The organism is Microbacterium sp. 4NA327F11, assembly GCF_005503465.1.
Classification (GTDB): domain Bacteria; phylum Actinomycetota; class Actinomycetes; order Actinomycetales; family Microbacteriaceae; genus Microbacterium; species Microbacterium ginsengisoli.
Genome location: NZ_SCOB01000001.1, coordinates 36751 through 53878, shown reverse-complemented (window position 1 = coordinate 53878; position 17128 = coordinate 36751). Strand labels below are relative to the sequence as shown.

Sequence of the window (17128 nt, the reverse complement as noted above, 5' to 3'; positions counted from 1 at the left end):
GTGCGCGACATCGAGCTCGCCGCGATCGAGGGTGGCACCCTGATACGCCGGGTGGGCCGTGCCCGCGAGACGGTCGAGGTGGCCCCGTTCGAGATCGGGGTGTTCGCCGTCACCGAGGAGGAGCTCGCCGAGCTTCTCGGGATCCCTTCCCGGCATCCGCGCCGGCCCGCGGTCGAGGTGAGCTGGCAGCGGGCGGTGCGCTGGTGCAATGCGGCGTCGGAGTGGGAGGGGCTCGACCCCGCCTACCGGATCGACGGCGACGAGGTGCGGTGGGACGGCACCGCCGACGGCTACCGGCTTCCGACCGAGACCGAGTGGGAGTACGCGTGCCGTGCGGGGTCTCCGGCGGCGCAGTACGGCCCGCTCGCCGAGGTCGCGTACACCGCCGCCGACGGCTTGCGCGCCCCCGCGGACGTCGGCGGGAGGCATCCGAATCTCCACGGGCTGTTCGACACCCTCGGCAACGTGTGGGAGTGGTGCTGGGATCCGTTCGACCCGGAGGACCCGAGCGCGGGGCGCGTGTTCCGCGGTGGCGGGTTCACCGACGGGGCGCTGAACGTGCGCGCGGACGTGCGTCGCGGCGCCCGCGCGAGCGCGGCGTTCGACGATGTCGGGTTCCGTGCGGCGCGGGGCCCGGGGCCCGCCCCCGAGGGGCGCGGCCGCCGCCGATAGACTTGGCGGCGACTTTCCGAGGAGCCCCCGTCATGACCGAGCAGCACGCTCAGCCCGCGCCCGCCGATGAGTTCGACGACGATGTCTTCGAGCAGAAGGCGGTGCGTCTCGCCAAGCGTGAGCGGCTCATCGCCGAACGAGCGGATGCCGCGGGCGGCGCCTATCCCGTCACGGTTCCGGTGACCGACACCATCCCCGCGCTGCGCGCCCGCTTCGGCGAGCTCGAGCCCGACACGCAGACGGGCGTGGTCGCGGGTGTCGCGGGCCGCGTGGTCTTCAGCCGCAACACCGGCAAGCTCTGCTTCGCGTCGCTGCAGTCGGGCGACGGTAGCCGCATCCAGGCGATGGTGTCGCTGGCCTCGGTCGGCGAGGATGCGCTGCAGCGCTGGAAGGAGCTCGTCGATCTCGGCGATCACGTCTTCGTCTCGGGCGAGATCATCTCCAGCCGCCGCGGTGAACTGTCGATCATGGTCGCCGACTGGGCGATCGCCGCGAAGGCGCTGCTGCCGCTGCCGAACCTGCACTCCGAGCTGAGCGAGGAGACCCGCGTGCGGTCGCGCTTCCTCGACCTCATCGTGCGCGACCAGGCCCGCCACACCGTGCGCGCCCGCTCGACAGTGAATGCCAGCCTGCGGCAGACCTTCTCGGCGCACGAGTTCATCGAGGTCGAGACCCCGATGCTGCAGGTGCAGCACGGCGGCGCGAGCGCCCGCCCGTTCGTGACGCACTCGAACGCGTTCGACACCGAGCTCTACCTGCGCATCGCGCCCGAGCTCTTCCTCAAGCGCGCCGTCGTCGGCGGGCTCGACCGGGTGTTCGAGATCAACCGCAACTTCCGCAACGAGGGCGCCGACTCGACCCACAGCCCCGAGTTCGCGATGCTCGAGGCCTACCAGTCCTACACCGACTACAACGGCATCGCCGACCTCACCCAGGAGCTCATCCAGAACGCGGCCGTCGCCGTGGCGGGCTCCACCACGGTCACCTGGGCCGACGGCACCGTCTACGACCTCGGCGGCGAGTGGGACCGCATCTCGATGTACGACTCGCTGTCGGCCGCCGCGGGTCGCGAGGTCACCCCCGCGACGTCGCTCGACGACCTGCGCGCGATCGGTGCCGCCACCGGTGTCGACGCTCCCGCGCACGAGACGCACGGCAAATGGGTCGAGGAGCTGTGGGAGCACTTCGTGAAGGGCGGGCTCACCCGGCCGACCTTCGTGATGGACTTCCCGCTCGACACCAGCCCCCTCGTGCGCGAGCACCGGTCGATCGCCGGGGTCGTCGAGAAGTGGGATCTGTACGTGCGCGGCTTCGAGCTCGCGACGGGATACTCCGAGCTCATCGACCCGGTCATCCAGCGGGAGCGGTTCGTCGAGCAGGCGAAGCTCGCCGCCCGCGGCGACGATGAGGCGATGCGCATCGACGAGGAGTTCCTGCGGGCGATGGAGCACGGCATGCCCCCGATGGGCGGCATGGGCATGGGCATCGACCGTCTGCTGATGGCGATCACCGGTCTCGGCATCCGCGAGACGATCCTCTTCCCGCTCGTCAAGTAACCGGCTCCTGGGCCGCGAGGGCGCGTTCGGCGCGCCCGCGGAACGCCCAGTCGGGCAGGTGCCCGGCGGCCACGAAGCGCCCGACGATGTCGGCGAGTCCGTGGGATGCCTCGTGCTCCCGCGCCGCGCGCACGTAGCTGTCGGCGTGGCTCGAGCGCCCGAGCGCCCACGACAGCCACGCGCAGGTCGCGAGCGCGCCGGCGCGGTGCGCGGGCGGCGCGGCGGCCGCCGCCCGGCGGGCCACCGCCAGCGCCCGCAGCAGCCGCGGCGGATCGGGGCGCGGTCCCTCACCCCACATGCGCCGGGCGAGCGACATCGGATAGGCCACGTCCGCCTCCCAGTCGAGCTGCGCGCGCACGGCCTGGTCGCCGCGGTCGACGCCGTCGCACCAGGTCAGCAGGCCCACGTCTCGCAGCGCCGGACGATCCAGCGCCCACACGAGCGCTGCGGTGGCCGTGGCATCCTGGTCGTCGTCGGCGAGCATCCGCTCGAAGAAGGCGGGCACATCGTCGCGCAGCGCAACGGGAACGGCCATCGGTCGGCCGAGCTCGTGTCGCACGGCGTCGACGAATGGCGGTTCGAGGTCGGGCGGAACTGCGTCGGCGGCGAGGCCGCCCTCGTACGCACCCGTCATCACCTCGGCGCGCGCTCCGCCGACAGACGGGTCGCCGTAGCGGCCCCAGCGCCGGGCACCGACCCACAGCGCGTCGTGCACGGGCAGGCCCGCGGCATCCATGCGCTGCTCGATCGCCCGCACGAGCGGGCGGCGCGGCGCGTCCCGCGTCGCCTCGTCCGCGTAGATCACGATCGCCGCGGCCGTCGCCCCCTCGATGCGGCACAGCAGCCCGACGAGGGTCGCGGCGAACGCCCGTTCACCGGCGCGTCCCGCGCCGGGCAGGTCGAGCCGCATCAGACCCATCGTGCGCCGCCCGGTGAACGGCACCGCGACCACGCTCCGCGCGGGCATGATGCCGGCCAGTCGCGGCACGAAGGAGAGGAACTGCGCCGCACCCGCGGCCCGCACGATCTCGGTCATCTCCCGACCCTCGCGGGGTGCGCCGAGGGGCGGGCGCCGCGGGCGCGGATTGTGCAGAGCGGGCCGGATGCCGCGGCATCCGGCCGGTTCGGGAGGAGGCGGCGTTCTCCCAACCGGCGCGCGTACGATGACCCCGTGGACAACTACTGGCTCGCCATCGTCTGGTCGATCGGCCCGACCATCGTGGTGTCCTTCATCTTCTTCGTCATCCTGCGGGGGATCGTGCGCATGGACCGCACCGAGCGCAAGGTCTACGCGCGCATCGAGGCGGAGGAGCGCGCGAAGCGCGGCCTGCCGCCGGTCACCCCCGCCGACAGCTGAGCTCCCGTCCCGCCGGGTAGCCGGCTCGCCGCCGCGTCATGACGGCGGAGCTGTCGCCGCCGCCCACTACGCTGGTGCCACTGGGAGGGCCTGATGACGTTCATCTTCGACCCGACATGGTGGGTCGTGCTGACGTTCCTCGTCGACCTCACCGTGCGCGTCACCGCGATCATCGTCGTCCCGCGCAACCGCCGCCCCACCGCGGCCATGGCGTGGCTGCTCGCGATCTACTTCATCCCGATCGTCGGCGTGCTGCTGTTCCTGCTCATCGGCAACCCGCGCCTGCCGCGCAAGCGCCGCCGCAAGCAGCAGGCGATCAACGACTACATCCGCGAGCAGAGCACCGGTCTCGACTTCGGCCGCACCCGACCCGACCCGCCCGAGTGGATGCGCGCGGTCGTGCGGCTCAACCGCAACCTCGGCGCCCTGCCGATCTCGGGCGGCAACGCGGCCCGCCTCACCTCCGACTACCAGACGAGCCTCGACGAGATGGCGGCGGAGATCCGCACGGCCGAGAAGTTCGTGCACGTCGAGTTCTACATCTTCCAGTCGGATGCCTCGACCGAGAACTTCTTCGCGGCGCTCGAAGAGGCGCGCTCCCGGGGCGTGGTCGTGCGGGCGCTGCTGGACCACTGGGCCAACCGCGGCAAGCCCTACTACCGCCGCACCCTGCGCCGCCTCACCGAGATGGGTGCGATCTGGCATCTGATGCTCGAGGTCAAGCCGCTGAAGGGCAAGTACCAGCGGCCCGATCTGCGCAACCACCGCAAGCTCCTCGTCGTCGACGGGCGGGTCGCCTACACGGGATCGCAGAACGTGACCGACTCGACCTACAACCTGCGCAAGAACATCCGTCGGGGCCTCCACTGGGTCGACCTGATGGTGCGGGTCGAGGGGCCGGCCGTGGCATCCATCGACGCCGTGTTCCTCAGCGACTGGTACTCCGAGACCGACGAGGTGCTCGCCGACTACCTCGAGCTCGACGGGCTCACCCTCAGCGACGCCGGCACCCTCGACTGCCAGGTGGTGCCGTCGGGGCCGGGGTTCGAGTTCCAGAACAACCTCAAGATGTTCCTCGCACTGCTGTTCGCGGCGCGCGAGCGCATCATCATCGTCAGCCCCTACTTCGTGCCCGACGAGTCGTTGCTGCTGGCCATCACCACCGCCTGTCAGCGCGGCGTACACGTGGAGCTCTTCGTCTCCGAAGAGGGCGACCAGGCGATGGTGTACCACGCGCAGCGCAGCTATTACGAGGCGCTGCTGCGCGCGGGCGTGCAGATCTGGATGTACCGCAAACCCTTCATCCTCCACTCCAAGTCGCTCACGATCGACGACGAGGTCGCGGTCATCGGATCGAGCAACATGGACATGCGCTCGTTCGGTCTGAACCTCGAGATCTCCCTGCTCGTGCGGGGCGAGGAGTTCGTCACCGACCTCCGCGCGGTCGAGGACATGTACCGCGATCTCAGCCGTGAGCTCACCCTCGAGGAATGGATGCGGCAGCCCCTGCGCTCCACCGTGCTCGACAACCTCGCGCGCCTCACCTCGGCGCTGCAGTAGCTCCCGGGCACTCTCCGCCGCGAGCGAACAAACGGCCGCGGCATCCGCCCCGTCGTTACCCTCGTTGTACAGCGCCAGAAGTGCGCCGGAGGAGTCAACGATGTTCGAGAGATTCACCGACCGAGCCCGTCGTGTGGTTGTGCTCGCCCAGGAAGAGGCGAAGATGCTCAACCACAACTACATCGGCACAGAGCACATCCTGCTGGGCCTCATCCACGAGGGCGAGGGCGTCGCCGCCAAGGCCCTCGAGTCGCTCGGCATCTCGCTCGACGCCGTGCGCGAGCAGGTGCAGGACATCATCGGCCAGGGTCAGCAGCAGCCGACGGGGCACATCCCGTTCACGCCGCGCGCCAAGAAGGTGCTCGAGCTGTCGCTGCGCGAGGCGTTGCAGCTCGGCCACAACTACATCGGCACCGAGCACATCCTCCTCGGCCTGATCCGCGAGGGTGAGGGTGTCGCCGCGCAGGTGCTCGTCAAGCTCGGCGCCGACCTGAACAAGGTGCGCCAGCAGGTCATCCAGCTGCTCAGCGGCTACCAGGGCAAGGAGCCCGCGGCCGTCTCGGGCGCCGCCAACGAGTCCCAGGCCGCCGCCCAGGGCGGATCGGCCGTGCTCGACCAGTTCGGCCGCAACCTCACCCAGGCCGCGCGCGACAACAAGCTCGACCCGGTCATCGGGCGCGAGAAGGAGATCGAGCGCGTCATGCAGATCCTGTCGCGCCGCTCCAAGAACAACCCCGTGCTGATCGGTGAGCCCGGCGTCGGCAAGACCGCTGTCGTCGAGGGCCTCGCCCAGGCGATCGTCAAGGGCGTCGTGCCCGAGACGCTGAAGGACAAGCAGGTCTACTCGCTCGACCTCGGCTCCCTCATCGCCGGGTCCCGATACCGCGGCGACTTCGAGGAGCGCCTGAAGAAGGTCACCAAGGAGATCCGCACCCGCGGCGACATCATCGTCTTCATCGACGAGATCCACACGCTGGTCGGAGCGGGAGCCGCCGAGGGTGCGATCGACGCGGCATCCATTCTGAAGCCGTTGCTCGCCCGCGGCGAGCTGCAGACGATCGGTGCGACGACTCTCGACGAGTACCGCAAGCACTTCGAGAAGGATGCCGCGCTCGAGCGCCGCTTCCAGCCGATCCAGGTCGCCGAGCCGAGCCTGCCCCACGCGATCAACATCCTGAAGGGCCTGCGCGACCGCTACGAGGCGCACCACAAGGTGCAGATCACCGACGGCGCGATCGTCGCGGCGGCCAACCTCGCCGACCGCTACATCAGCGACCGCTTCCTGCCCGACAAGGCGATCGACCTGATCGACGAGGCGGGGGCGCGCCTGCGCCTGTCGATCCTGTCGAGCCCGCCCGAGCTGCGCGAGTTCGACGACAAGATCGCCAAGGTCCGTGAGGACAAGGAGCAGGCCAGCGAGGACCAGGACTTCGAGCGCGCCGCGGCCCTCCGCGACGAGGAGAAGTCGCTGCTCGCCGAGCGCCTGCGTCTCGAGAAGCAGTGGAAGAACGGGGATGTCGCCACCACCGCCGTCGTCGATGAGGGACTCATCGCCGAGGTGCTGGCCCAGGCGACCGGCATCCCGGTCTTCAAGCTGACCGAGGAGGAGTCGAGCCGTCTCGTCTTCATGGAGAAGGCGCTGCACCAGCGCGTCATCGGCCAGGAGGAGGCGATCGCGGCCCTCGCGAAGACGATCCGTCGTCAGCGCGCCGGCCTGAAGGACCCCAAGCGTCCGTCGGGATCGTTCATCTTCGCCGGGCCCACCGGTGTCGGCAAGACCGAGCTGGCCAAGGCGCTCGCCGAGTTCCTGTTCGACGACGAGGGCGCCCTGATCTCGCTCGACATGAGCGAGTTCGGTGAGAAGCACACCGTCTCGCGGCTGTTCGGTGCCCCTCCCGGCTTCGTCGGCTTCGAGGAGGGCGGCCAGCTCACCGAGAAGGTGCGCCGCAAGCCGTTCTCGGTGGTGCTGTTCGACGAGATCGAGAAGGCGCACCCCGACATCTTCAACTCGCTGCTGCAGATCCTCGAAGAGGGTCGTCTCACCGACGGTCAGGGGCGCGTGGTCGACTTCAAGAACACCGTGATCATCATGACGACGAACCTCGGCTCGTCGGCGATCGCCGGTGGCCCGGTGGGCTTCCAGGTCGAGGGCAACAGCCAGACGACCTACGAGCGCATGAAGGGCAAGGTCGACGAGGAGCTCAAGCGGCACTTCAAGCCCGAGTTCCTCAACCGCGTCGACGACATCATCGTGTTCCCGCAGCTCAACAAGGACGAGCTGCGCCAGATCGTGGGGCTGTTCACCAAGCGTCTCGGCGAGCGTCTGCTCGACCGCGACATGACGGTGGAGCTCACCGACGCGGCCAAGGACAAGCTGATCGAGATCGGCTTCGACCCGACGCTGGGCGCCCGTCCGCTGCGTCGTGCGATGCAGCGTGAGATCGAGGACCGCCTCAGCGAGCAGATCCTGCACGGCGAGCTCGTCTCCGGCGATCACGTGACGGTCGACGCCCCGAACGGCGAGTTCGTGTTCGAGCACAAGGCCCGCGGCGAGAAGGTTGCGGTCGGTGTGGGTGCGGCCGGCGAGATCGCGGCGACGCCGGAGATCGCGGCGACCGCCGACTGACCGAACGACACGAAGGGGGCGGATGCCGCGGCATCCGCCCCCTTCGTCGTGTCGGGGCGCCGGAGGTGGTCGGCCGTTCGCATCGAGCGAGACGAGCCTCACATGGGGGCTCAGCCCTTCGCGGCCGCCTTCATGGCCTTCTTGTGCTCGCGCACCTTCGCGAGCGTCTCCGGCGAGACGATGTCGGCGACGGAGCGCAGCGACCCCTCCTCGCCGTAGGGAGTGGATGCCTCACGCCACCCCGCGCCCATGAACCCGTACTGCTTGCCGAGCAGCGCGAGGAAGATCTTCGCCTTCTGCTCGCCGAACCCGGGGAGGGTGCGCAGGCGCCGCAGCACCTCGGCGCCGTCGGGGTCGTCACGGGTCCAGAGGGCAGACGCATCGCCGCCCCAGTCGCGGGATACGATGCCGCACAGCTCCTGCACGCGGGCCGCCATCGAACCGGGGAAGCGGTGCACGGCCGGCGCCTGACGGAACGCCGCCAGGAACTCCTCCGGGTCGTACCCGGCGAGGGCCGCGGCATCCAGGGTGCCGACCCGGTCGACGATCTTGCGGGGCCCGGCGAACGCCGTCTCCATCGCGATCTGCTGGTCGAGGAGCATGCCGATCAGCAGGGCCAGCGGCTGCTCGGTGAGGAGGGTGTCGGCGGCGGCGTCGCCGGTGAGATGCAGACTCACGCGAGCTTCGCCTCGTCGTCGATCGCGGTTGCCTCGGCGGCCGGGACGATGCCGAACAGCGCCTCGAGTCCGGCGACGTAGTCGTCGGCGTGGCCGGCATCGGCCAGCTCATGGGCGCGGATCGTCGGGGTGTGCAGCAGCACGCCCACGAGATGGCGCAACGACTGCTCGGCGCGGCCGTCATCTCCGCGTGCGCGGGCCCGGGCGATCTCGGCCTCGAGCAGCTCGAACACGTGAGCGCGCAGCGCGACCACCGCGGGGGTCACGCTGCGCCGTTCGCCGGCCACCGTGAAGCGGCGGGCGGCGTCCTGCACGAGCGCGCGAGCGGTGTCGGTGGCCTGCAGCTCCTCGAGAGGGGCGTGCAGCCGGATCGTCTCGAGGTCGAGCAGGTCGGTGTCGGCCAGCTGCGCGACGGCCGGGTCGACATTGCGGGGCAAGCCGAGGTCGATCACCATGCGCCGCGTGGTGCGCTCGTGCGCGACGGGGCACGCGGGGGCCGTGGCATCCACGACCTCGGCACCGAGCACCGCCGGGGTGACGACGTATCCCTCGGCACTCGTGCAGGTGATCACGAGATCCGCACTGCGGGCGCGCACGGCGAGGTCGGACGTGTGCGCGATGCCGTGCTTGAGCGCGAAGCGCTCGGCGCGACCGGAGGGGGAGAAGACGGTGATGCGCTCGGCGCCTTGATCGCGCAGGGCCGCGAGCGTCGCGGCCGCGTAGGCGCCCGTGCCGACCAGCAGCACGTCGAGCGCCGACCAGTCGGCGATGCGGCTGTCGGCGAGCTCGAGTCCGAGCCGCACGAGGGAGCGTCCGGCGCGGCCGATCGCGGTGCCGTTCTTTACGTCGCGCTGTGTCTCGCTGGCGCGCTGGAACAGCCGCTCGAGCTCGGTCGACGTGGTGCCGTCGCGGTGCGCGTCGGCCAGGGCGCGGCGCACCTGCCCGGCGATCTCGCCCTCGCCGACGACCACCGACTCGAGCCCCGAGGCGACCGAGAACAGATGCTCGGCGACGCCGTCGCCGGTGTAGAGCTCATACGCCCCGTCGAGCTCGTGCGCGGCGACGCCCGTGGCGGCCTCGACGGCGAGCAGCGCTGCCTCGACACCCAGAGCGGATGCCGCGGTCACCGGCTCGTCCATGTCGACGTAGGCCTCGAACCGATTGCAGGTGGCGACGACCACAGCCCCCTGCACGCACTCGCTGTGCTCGGCGATCGACCGGGCGACGCTGCCGGTGTGGACGCTGAGCCTCTCCAGGAGGTCGAACGACGCGGTCTTGTGACTCGCGCTCAGGCACAGCAGCACCCGGCAAGTCTACGACCGCTCCCAGGCGGGGTATGGGCGGTGATGGGAAACTGTCAGGATGACCCGCCCCGCCGCCGCCACCGATCCCGCCGCTGTCGCGGGGCCTGCGGCATCCGCTCTCGTCCGCGCGATCACCGGAGAGCGCACCGATCGGCTGCCCGTCTGGTTCATGCGCCAGGCCGGCCGCTCACTTCCCGAGTACCGCGAGCTGCGCGTCGGCACCCGCATGCTCGACGCCTGCCTCACCCCCGACCTCGCCGCCGAGATCACCCTGCAGCCGGTGCGTCGCCACGGCGTCGATGCCGGCATCTTCTTCAGCGACATCGTGGTGCCGCTGAAGCTCGCGGGCGTGGACGTCGAGATCGAGCCGGGTCGCGGCCCCGTGTTCGCCTCGCCCGTACGCACCGCCGCCGACGTCGACCGGCTCACGGCCATCGAACCCGCCGCGGTCGCGGCAGCCGCCACTCCGGTCGCCGAGGCGGTGCGCATCGTCACCACGGAGCTCGGTGACACCCCGCTGATCGGCTTCGCGGGCGCCCCCTTCACGCTCGCCGCCTACCTCGTCGAGGGCGGCCCGTCGAAGGAGCACCTGCGCGCCCGCGCCATGATGCACGCCGACCCGACCTCGTGGCATCGGCTGGCCGGGTGGCTCGCCGAGGTCTCGGCGGCGTTCCTCGGCGTGCAGATCGCCGCCGGGGCGTCGGCCGTGCAGCTGTTCGACTCGTGGGCCGGGTCGCTCTCCCGCAGCGACTACACGACGTTCATCGCCCCTCATTCGCGCCGGGCGCTCGAGGGGGCGGGCGTGCCGCGCATCCACTTCGGTGTCGGCACCGGCCACCTTCTCGCCGACATGCGGCTCGGCGGCATCGCGGACACCGTGGGTGTCGACTGGCGTACCCCGCTCGACGAGGCCGTCGAGGTGCTCGGCACGGATGTCTCGGTGCAGGGCAACATCGACCCGGCCCTGCTCCAGGCACCGTGGGCGGTCGTCGAGGCGCACGTGCGCGAGGTCGTCGCGCGCGGTCGAGCGGCGCGCGCCCACGTGCTGAACCTCGGCCACGGCGTTCCCCCCGAGACCGACCCGACCGTGCTGACCCGCATCGTCGAGCTCGCGCACGAGATCGGCGGGATCGAGTGACGGAGCACGTCGCCGGCATCGCGGATGCCGCGGCGCGCTCCCGTGTGGTCGTCGTCGGCGGCGGCGCGAGCGGCCTCGTCGCCGCCATGGAATGCGCCAAGGTCGGCATCGCCGTGACGGTGCTCGAGGCGTCGTCGCACACGGGCGGAGTGCTGCGTACCCGCGACGTCGCCGGCCTGCCCCTCGACGTCGGTGCCGAGAGCTTCGCCACCCGCGGAGGTCACGTACGTCAGCTCATCGACGACCTCGGGCTGTCGGGAGAGGTCGTCGACCCTCGTCCCGGCGGCGCGTGGATCGCCGGGATCCCCGGAGTGGGTGCGGCGCCGATCCCGAAGGGTGGGCTGCTGGGGATCCCCGCGAACCCGTGGGACGAGTCGGTGCGCCGCGTGATCGGGTGGGGCGGCGCCTGGCGCGCCTACCTCGACCGCCTGCGGCCGCCGCTCACGATCGGCCACGACCGCAGCCTCGGGCACCTCGTGCGCACCCGTATGGGTGCGAAGGTGCTCGATCGTCTCGTCGCACCCGTGACGAGCGGCGTCTACTCGTCGCATCCCGATGACATCGACGTGGATCTCGCCGCGCCCGGCCTCAACACGGCCCTCACCCGAACCGGGTCGCTGAGCGGAGCGGTCGCGGAGCTCGTCGGAGGGCGCACGACGTCGCCCGGGGCAGCGGTCGGCGGCCTGGTGGGCGGGATGGGCCGTCTCGCCGACGCGCTCGTCGCGCGCCTGCGCGAGCTCGGCGTCGAGGTGCGCACCGACGCGACCGTCGCGAGCATCGAGCACGGTGAGAGCGCAGACACCTTCCGGGTGGTCGTCGACGGCGACGACGCCGAGACGCTCACCGCGGACGCCGTGATCCTCGCGGTCGGCGAGCACGAGTCCCGCCGCCTCGCCGCCCCCCTCGTCCCGACCCTCGCGCCCGAGGTGTCAGGCTCGGCCCCCGTGGTCGAAGTCATCACCCTCGTCGTCGACGCCCCCGCCCTCGACGCCGCCCCCCGCGGCACCGGCGTGCTCACCGTCCCCGGGTCGCACGCCGCCAAGGCGCTCACGCACTCCACCGCGAAGTGGCCCTGGGTCTCCGACGCGGCGGGCCCCGGCGTGCACGTGATCCGGCTGTCGTTCGGCGCGCAGGATGAGGCACCCGCGACCGAGAACCTCAGCGATGAGGATGCCGCGGCCCTCGCGCTGTCCGAGGCATCCGCTCTGCTCGGGGTGCCGCTCACCCCCGACGCGCTGCGGGGGTCGGACCGGCAGCGCTACGTGCAGGCGCAGCCGGGCTCGGTGCTCGGACGCCCGGAGCGGGTGGCCGCGGCCCGGGCGGCGATCCAGGCCGTGCCGCGCCTCGGTGTGGTGGGCGCGTGGGTTGCCGGAACCGGGCTCGCGCAGGTGGTTCCCGACGCCAAGGCCGAGGCGGACCGGGTGCGTCGCCAGGTGCTGTGGGGTCCGACCGGGGAGCCGCCGGCTACTCCGTGAGAGCCGATCGGCCCCGTGTGGCGCCCGCGCTGTCAAGTGGATGCCGGAAACGGAATACAGCGATAGCCTGGGGTCATCCCAGCACTGCAAGAACCGTGAATCGAGCGTGAGGAGATCCCCATGAGGGGCAAGGTTGGACTCGTCATCGGACTGGCCGCGGGCTACGTGCTCGGCACCCGTGCCGGACGCGAGCGCTACGAGCAGATCAAGGCACAGGCTCTCAAGGTGTGGGAGCTCGATCCCGTGCAGGCGCAGGTCGCGCGTGCCGAGGCGTTCGGCAAGTCGGCGCTCGCCGCGCTGCCCAAGGCCGCATGGAACGGGGTCGTGAAGGTCGGGAAGGCCGTCACCTCGTCGTCCACGTCGACCCCCGGTCAGAAGCTCGACGCCGCGGTGAAGGCGGCCAAGGACTCCGCGAAGGATGTCGCAGACGCCGCGGAGACGTCGGCGAAGGCCGCGACCACGGCGGCCAAGCGGACGACCGCGGCGAAGAGCACGACGACCCGCAGTACGTCGTCGCGCGCCAAGAAGCCCGCCACCGAGGAGTGAGATGACCACGCCCCGCGGGTTCCGCGACCTGAACGACGAGAGCCTGTTCACGCTCGTCGGCGAGCTTCCCCAGCTCATCCGCAACCTGATCGTCGCCGAGCTGAACGCCGTCAAGACCTGGCTCGGCTCGCTCGCCAAGAACGCCGGGTTCGGCGCCGTGTGGGTGATCGCGGCGCTCTTCGTGCTCTTCTGGTCGATCCCGGTGTTCGCCGCCTTCGTCATCGCGGGCCTCTCGTCGTGGTGGCCCGTGTGGCTCTCGGCGCTGGTGGTGTTCGGAGCGATGCTCGTGATCACCGCGGTGCTCGCGCTGCTCGGGTTCCTGAGATTCCGGCGCATCGGCAAGGGCAACCCCGTGTCATCCATCGCCGCAGACGTCCGCGCCGTGAAGGAGGCCGCCGATGACTGAGCAGGTTCCCGTGCCCCGAACCGCCGTGCCGCTCGGCATCGACGACCCGGTCGAGGCCGCCCGAGCCGAGTTGAAGGCGGCCCTGGCCGCCATCGAGCACAAGGTGAACGTGCCGCGCAGGTTCGAGAAGGCGACGGAGGCGCGCATCTCGCGCTATCGCGACTTCGCACGCAAGAACCCCGCGGGTGCGATCGCCGCGACCGTGGCCGCGGCCGCCGCCATCGGCGGCGTCGTCTGGCTCGCCGTCCGGACGTACGTGCGCTGAATCTCCGGGCTTTCGCACGGTCGCCGTGGTTTGACCTCGCGTCCGGGCGGGGGAGACTGGAGCCATGACGATCGACCAGTCCGACGCCGTCGCGTCCGACACGCAGTACACCCTGTGGGCGGTCCTCGCCCGCGACCCGCACAACGCCGTCACCGAGCTGGACGACACCGAGCTCGCGGAGCTCGTCTCGCACATCGAGGCCGGCGGCACGACCGTGCGCGGCTTCTACGACGTGAGCGGGCTTCGCGCCGACGCCGACCTGATGATCTGGCTGCACGGCCCCTCGGCCGAGGACCTGCAGCGCGACTTGCGGCGCCTCCGCCGCTCCGAGCTGCTGCGTCCGCTGGTGCCGGTCTGGAACGCGATGGGCGTGCACCGGGACGCCGAGTTCAACAAGGCCCACGTGCCCGGGTTCCTGCGCGGCATCGCCGCGAAGGACTGGCTGTGCCTCTACCCCTTCGTGCGCAGCTACGAGTGGTACCTGCTTCCCGAGGCGGAGCGCCGCGAGATGCTCGTCGAGCACGGCCGCAAGGGCGCCGCGTTCCGAGGGGTCACCGCGAACACGGTCGCCAGCTTCGCTCTCGGCGACTACGAGTGGCTGCTGCCCATGGAGTCCGATGTGCTCAGCGACCTCACCGACATGATGCGAGACCTCCGCTACACCGAAGCGCGCCGCCATGTGCGAGAAGAGGTGCCGTTCTACACCGGGCGGCGCATCCCGACCTCGGCCATCCCCGAGGTGCTCGCGTGATGTCGGCGCACGCGTGAGCGACGCTCCGATCCGCCTCGGCACGCGCCGCAGCGCCCTGGCGACCGCACAGTCGCAGCAGGTCGCCGACGCGCTCGCCGCGGCATCCGGCCGGCCCGTCGAGCTCGTTCTCATCACCTCCGAAGGGGATGTCTCGCGGGCCTCGCTGTCGGAGCTCGGTGGTCGCGGCGTCTTCGCGACCCGGCTGCGGGAGGCGCTGCTGGCCGGCGAGTGCGACGTTCTCGTGCACTCGCTGAAGGACCTCCCGACCGCGCCCGCCCCCGGCCTCGTGATCGCCGCCACACCGCCGCGCGAGGATCCCCGCGACGTTGTCGTCACCCGCACGGGAGTGCCGCTGCACGAGCTCGCGCCCGGTTCGGTCGTCGGGACGGGCTCCCCCCGCCGCATCGCCCAGGTGCGCCGCCGCAACCCGTGGGTCGAGGTTCGCGACATCCGCGGGAACATCGACTCGCGCATCGGTCGGGTGCGCCTCGGCGAACTCGATGCCGTGATCCTCGCCGCGGCGGGGCTCGCCCGACTCGGCGGGTCGCTCCATGATCTGCACCTCGAGCCGCTCGGACTGGCGGAGTGGCCGACCGCGCCCGGGCAGGGTGTCCTCGCGGTTGAGATCCGCGAGGACGCGTCCGCCGACCTCGCCGATGCCGTCGCGGCGCTCGACGATCGTCGGGCCCGCGTGGAGATCACCGCGGAGCGCGCCGTGCTCGCCGGTCTCGACTCCGGATGCCAGGCGCCGGTCGGCGTGCACGCCGAGTTCGACGGCCATGAACTGCGAGTGCGCACAGTGGTCTACGCCCCCGGCGGGGGCGACCGCATCGGGGACGACCGGGCGATTCCCCTGATCAGCGGGTATGCTGGCGAGAAGGGCAGCGGCGATGGTGCAGATGCTGCCGATCGCGCGGATCCCGTGGCGCGCGCCGAGCGCACCGGTACCGTGATCGCGCGAGACCTCCTCGATCGCGGGGCCGCCGGCCTCGCCACCTGAAAGCGTCCCCATGCACGAAGATCCCGCGCGGACAGAAGCCGCCAAGCCCCTGACGGGCTGGCGCGTTCTCGTCCCCCGCGGGGGACCGTGGGGCGACGGCGTCGCTGCCACGCTGCGATCGCAGGGCGCTGTTCCCGTCGTCGCGCCGCTCATCAACTTCGCGCCCACCAACGATCAGGCGACCCTTGAGCAGGCGCTGCGCGATCTCGCCGACGGCGCGTTCGACTGGCTCACGATGACGAGCGCCACCACGGTCGATGTGCTCGTCGCCTATCGCGCAGAGATCCCCGCCCGCACCAAGGTCGCCGCCGTCGGTGAGACGACCGCCGCCGCGCTCCAGGCCGTCGGCTACCGGGTCGACCTCGTGCCCGACCGCGACAACTCGGCCGCCGGAATGGCCGCCCAGCTCATCGGGCTCGAGCCGGAGCCCCGCGACATCCTCACCCTCCGCAGCGAGATCGCGAAGCCCGTGCTCACCTCGAAGCTCATCGAGGCGGGGCACCGCGTGCGCAGCGTCGTCGCGTACCGCACCGTCGGCGTGCCGGTCACGGAGCGCATCCTGCGCGACGTCGAGAACGGGCGCATCAACGCGATCCTGGTGACGAGCGGCTCGGTCGCCGAGCAGGTGCACGAGCAGTTCCCGCACATCCCCGATGCGACCGTCATCGCCGCGATCGGTCCGCGCACCGCGACCGATGCCCGCAAGGTGGGCCTCGACGTCGATGTCGTCGCCCCCCGCCAGACCGTCGACGCGCTGATCGAGGCGGTGTCGCACCTGGTGCTGCCGCACGCAGCCGACGAGTTCCAGCCGTGAGCTTCCCCACCCACCGACTGCGCCGCCTGCGCCAGTCGCCCGCCGTGCGCCGCCTCGCCCGCGAGACGACGTTGGTGCCGTCGCAGCTTGTGCTGCCGCTGTTCGTGCGCGAAGGCATTGCCGAGCCGCAGCCGATCGGCTCGATGCCGGGGGTCGTGCAGCACTCGCTCGACTCACTGCGGCGGGCGGCGACGGATGCCGCGGCCGCCGGTCTCGGTGGCGTGATGCTGTTCGGCGTGCCCGCCGTGCGCGATGCGCTCGGCTCGGGTGCGGACGACGAGCGCGGCATCCTGAACGTCGCGACCGCCGCGGTCGCCGCGGAGGTCGGGGATGCGCTCGTCGTGCAGACCGACCTGTGTCTCGACGAGTTCACCGACCACGGCCACTGCGGCGTGCTCGCCGCAGACGGGTCGGTCGACAACGATGCGACCCTCGAGCGCTACGCGGCGATGGGTCTTGCGCAGGCGCGGGCGGGGTCGGCGATGCTGGGCCTGTCGGGCATGATGGACGGCCAGGTCGCGCACGTGCGCGCTGCGCTCGACGCGGAGGGCTTCACCGACACCCTGCTGCTGGCCTACTCGGCCAAGTACGCGGGGGCGTTCTACGGACCGTTCCGCGAGGCGGTCGACTCGCAGCTCACCGGCGACCGCCGCACCTACCAGCTCGACCCGGCGAACGCGCGCGAGGGTGTGCGGGAGGCGATCGTCGACGCCGAGGAGGGCGCCGACGTCGTCATGGTCAAGCCCGCGCTGCCCTACCTCGACGTGCTCGCCGAGGTGCGTGCCTCGGTCGATGTGCCGGTGTGGGCCTACCAGGTGTCGGGCGAGTACGCGATGATCGAGGCCGCCGCCGCGCACGGCTGGATCGACCGTCGTGGCGCGATCTCCGAGTCGCTGCTGTCGATCCGGCGCGCCGGTGCCGACGCGGTGCTGTCGTACTGGGCGCTCGAGGCGGCCGGCTGGCTGCGCGAGTCCCTCTGAT

General features: G+C 71.4%; 17 protein-coding genes. 14 read left to right on the top strand and 3 right to left on the bottom strand.

Annotated elements, in window-relative coordinates:
• Together FFS51_RS00275 and lysS are read left to right on the top strand one after the other, a co-directional pair.
• Window positions 1-672, top strand: coding sequence for a formylglycine-generating enzyme family protein (locus FFS51_RS00275; RefSeq protein ID WP_137877145.1), 672 nt, complete (start codon window positions 1-3; stop codon window positions 670-672).
• A gap of 32 nt (window positions 673-704) precedes the next feature.
• Window positions 705-2228, top strand: a complete 1524-nt coding sequence (gene lysS / locus FFS51_RS00270; RefSeq protein ID WP_137877144.1) for a lysine--tRNA ligase — start codon at window positions 705-707, stop codon at window positions 2226-2228.
• Here lysS and FFS51_RS00265 read toward each other — a convergent pair.
• Window positions 2221-3264, bottom strand: a complete 1044-nt coding sequence (locus tag FFS51_RS00265; RefSeq protein ID WP_137877143.1) for a DUF4192 family protein — start codon at window positions 3262-3264, stop codon at window positions 2221-2223. The genes lysS and FFS51_RS00265 overlap by 8 nt on opposite strands.
• Before the next feature lie 135 nt (window positions 3265-3399).
• Here FFS51_RS00265 and FFS51_RS00260 point away from each other — a divergent pair, with 135 nt between their 5' ends.
• From FFS51_RS00260 to FFS51_RS00250, 3 genes are all read left to right on the top strand, one after another.
• Window positions 3400-3585, top strand: a complete 186-nt coding sequence (locus FFS51_RS00260; protein WP_045247491.1) for a hypothetical protein — start codon at window positions 3400-3402, stop codon at window positions 3583-3585.
• A 93-nt stretch (window positions 3586-3678) separates the two neighbouring features.
• Window positions 3679-5145 carry a cardiolipin synthase gene (gene cls, locus FFS51_RS00255; RefSeq protein ID WP_137877142.1) on the top strand — a complete coding sequence of 489 codons (1467 nt, stop codon included), beginning with the start codon at window positions 3679-3681 and terminating at the stop codon, window positions 5143-5145.
• A gap of 100 nt (window positions 5146-5245) precedes the next feature.
• A complete protein-coding gene (locus FFS51_RS00250; RefSeq protein WP_045247489.1) occupies window positions 5246-7771 on the top strand; it encodes an ATP-dependent Clp protease ATP-binding subunit in 2526 nt (841 codons plus the stop codon).
• A 110-nt stretch (window positions 7772-7881) separates the two neighbouring features.
• Here the strand turns inward: FFS51_RS00250 and FFS51_RS00240 are convergent, their stop codons facing one another.
• Both FFS51_RS00240 and FFS51_RS00235 read right to left on the bottom strand, forming a co-directional pair.
• Window positions 7882-8448: an HhH-GPD-type base excision DNA repair protein gene (locus FFS51_RS00240; RefSeq protein WP_137877141.1), complete on the bottom strand. Its 567-nt coding sequence runs from the start codon at window positions 8446-8448 to the stop codon at window positions 7882-7884.
• Window positions 8445-9752, bottom strand: coding sequence for a glutamyl-tRNA reductase (locus tag FFS51_RS00235; protein WP_137877140.1), 1308 nt, complete (start codon window positions 9750-9752; stop codon window positions 8445-8447). Before FFS51_RS00235 ends, FFS51_RS00240 begins: the two co-directional genes overlap by 4 nt.
• A 58-nt stretch (window positions 9753-9810) precedes the next feature.
• Here FFS51_RS00235 and hemE point away from each other — a divergent pair, with 58 nt between their 5' ends.
• From hemE to hemB, 9 genes are all read left to right on the top strand, one after another.
• On the top strand, window positions 9811-10890 hold the full coding sequence (gene hemE / locus FFS51_RS00230; protein ID WP_137877139.1) for a uroporphyrinogen decarboxylase: 1080 nt from the start codon (window positions 9811-9813) through the stop codon (window positions 10888-10890).
• On the top strand, window positions 10887-12365 hold the full coding sequence (hemG, locus tag FFS51_RS00225) for a protoporphyrinogen oxidase (RefSeq protein WP_137877138.1): 1479 nt from the start codon (window positions 10887-10889) through the stop codon (window positions 12363-12365). Before hemE ends, hemG begins: the two co-directional genes overlap by 4 nt.
• Window positions 12366-12485: 120 nt before the next feature.
• Entirely contained in the window at window positions 12486-12911 is a 426-nt protein-coding gene (locus FFS51_RS00220) for a hypothetical protein (RefSeq protein WP_045247484.1), read from the top strand.
• A 1-nt stretch (window position 12912) separates the two neighbouring features.
• Complete coding sequence (locus tag FFS51_RS00215) at window positions 12913-13317, top strand: phage holin family protein (protein WP_045247483.1); 405 nt, start codon at window positions 12913-12915, stop codon at window positions 13315-13317.
• The gene (locus FFS51_RS00210) at window positions 13310-13582 is read left to right on the top strand and encodes a hypothetical protein (RefSeq protein WP_045247482.1); all 273 of its coding nucleotides are present in this window, start codon (window positions 13310-13312) and stop codon (window positions 13580-13582) included. Before FFS51_RS00215 ends, FFS51_RS00210 begins: the two co-directional genes overlap by 8 nt.
• A gap of 64 nt (window positions 13583-13646) precedes the next feature.
• Entirely contained in the window at window positions 13647-14333 is a 687-nt protein-coding gene (gene hemQ, locus FFS51_RS00205; RefSeq protein ID WP_137877137.1) for a hydrogen peroxide-dependent heme synthase, read from the top strand.
• Between the two features lie 13 nt (window positions 14334-14346).
• Window positions 14347-15333 carry a hydroxymethylbilane synthase gene (hemC, locus tag FFS51_RS00200; protein ID WP_045247480.1) on the top strand — a complete coding sequence of 329 codons (987 nt, stop codon included), beginning with the start codon at window positions 14347-14349 and terminating at the stop codon, window positions 15331-15333.
• A 10-nt stretch (window positions 15334-15343) separates the two neighbouring features.
• Window positions 15344-16147, top strand: a complete 804-nt coding sequence (locus tag FFS51_RS00195; protein WP_056209701.1) for a uroporphyrinogen-III synthase — start codon at window positions 15344-15346, stop codon at window positions 16145-16147.
• Window positions 16144-17127 (top strand): porphobilinogen synthase, encoded by a 984-nt coding sequence (hemB, locus tag FFS51_RS00190; protein WP_045247478.1) that lies wholly within the window; start codon window positions 16144-16146, stop codon window positions 17125-17127. Before FFS51_RS00195 ends, hemB begins: the two co-directional genes overlap by 4 nt.
• The last annotated feature ends 1 nt before the right edge of the window (window position 17128 follow it).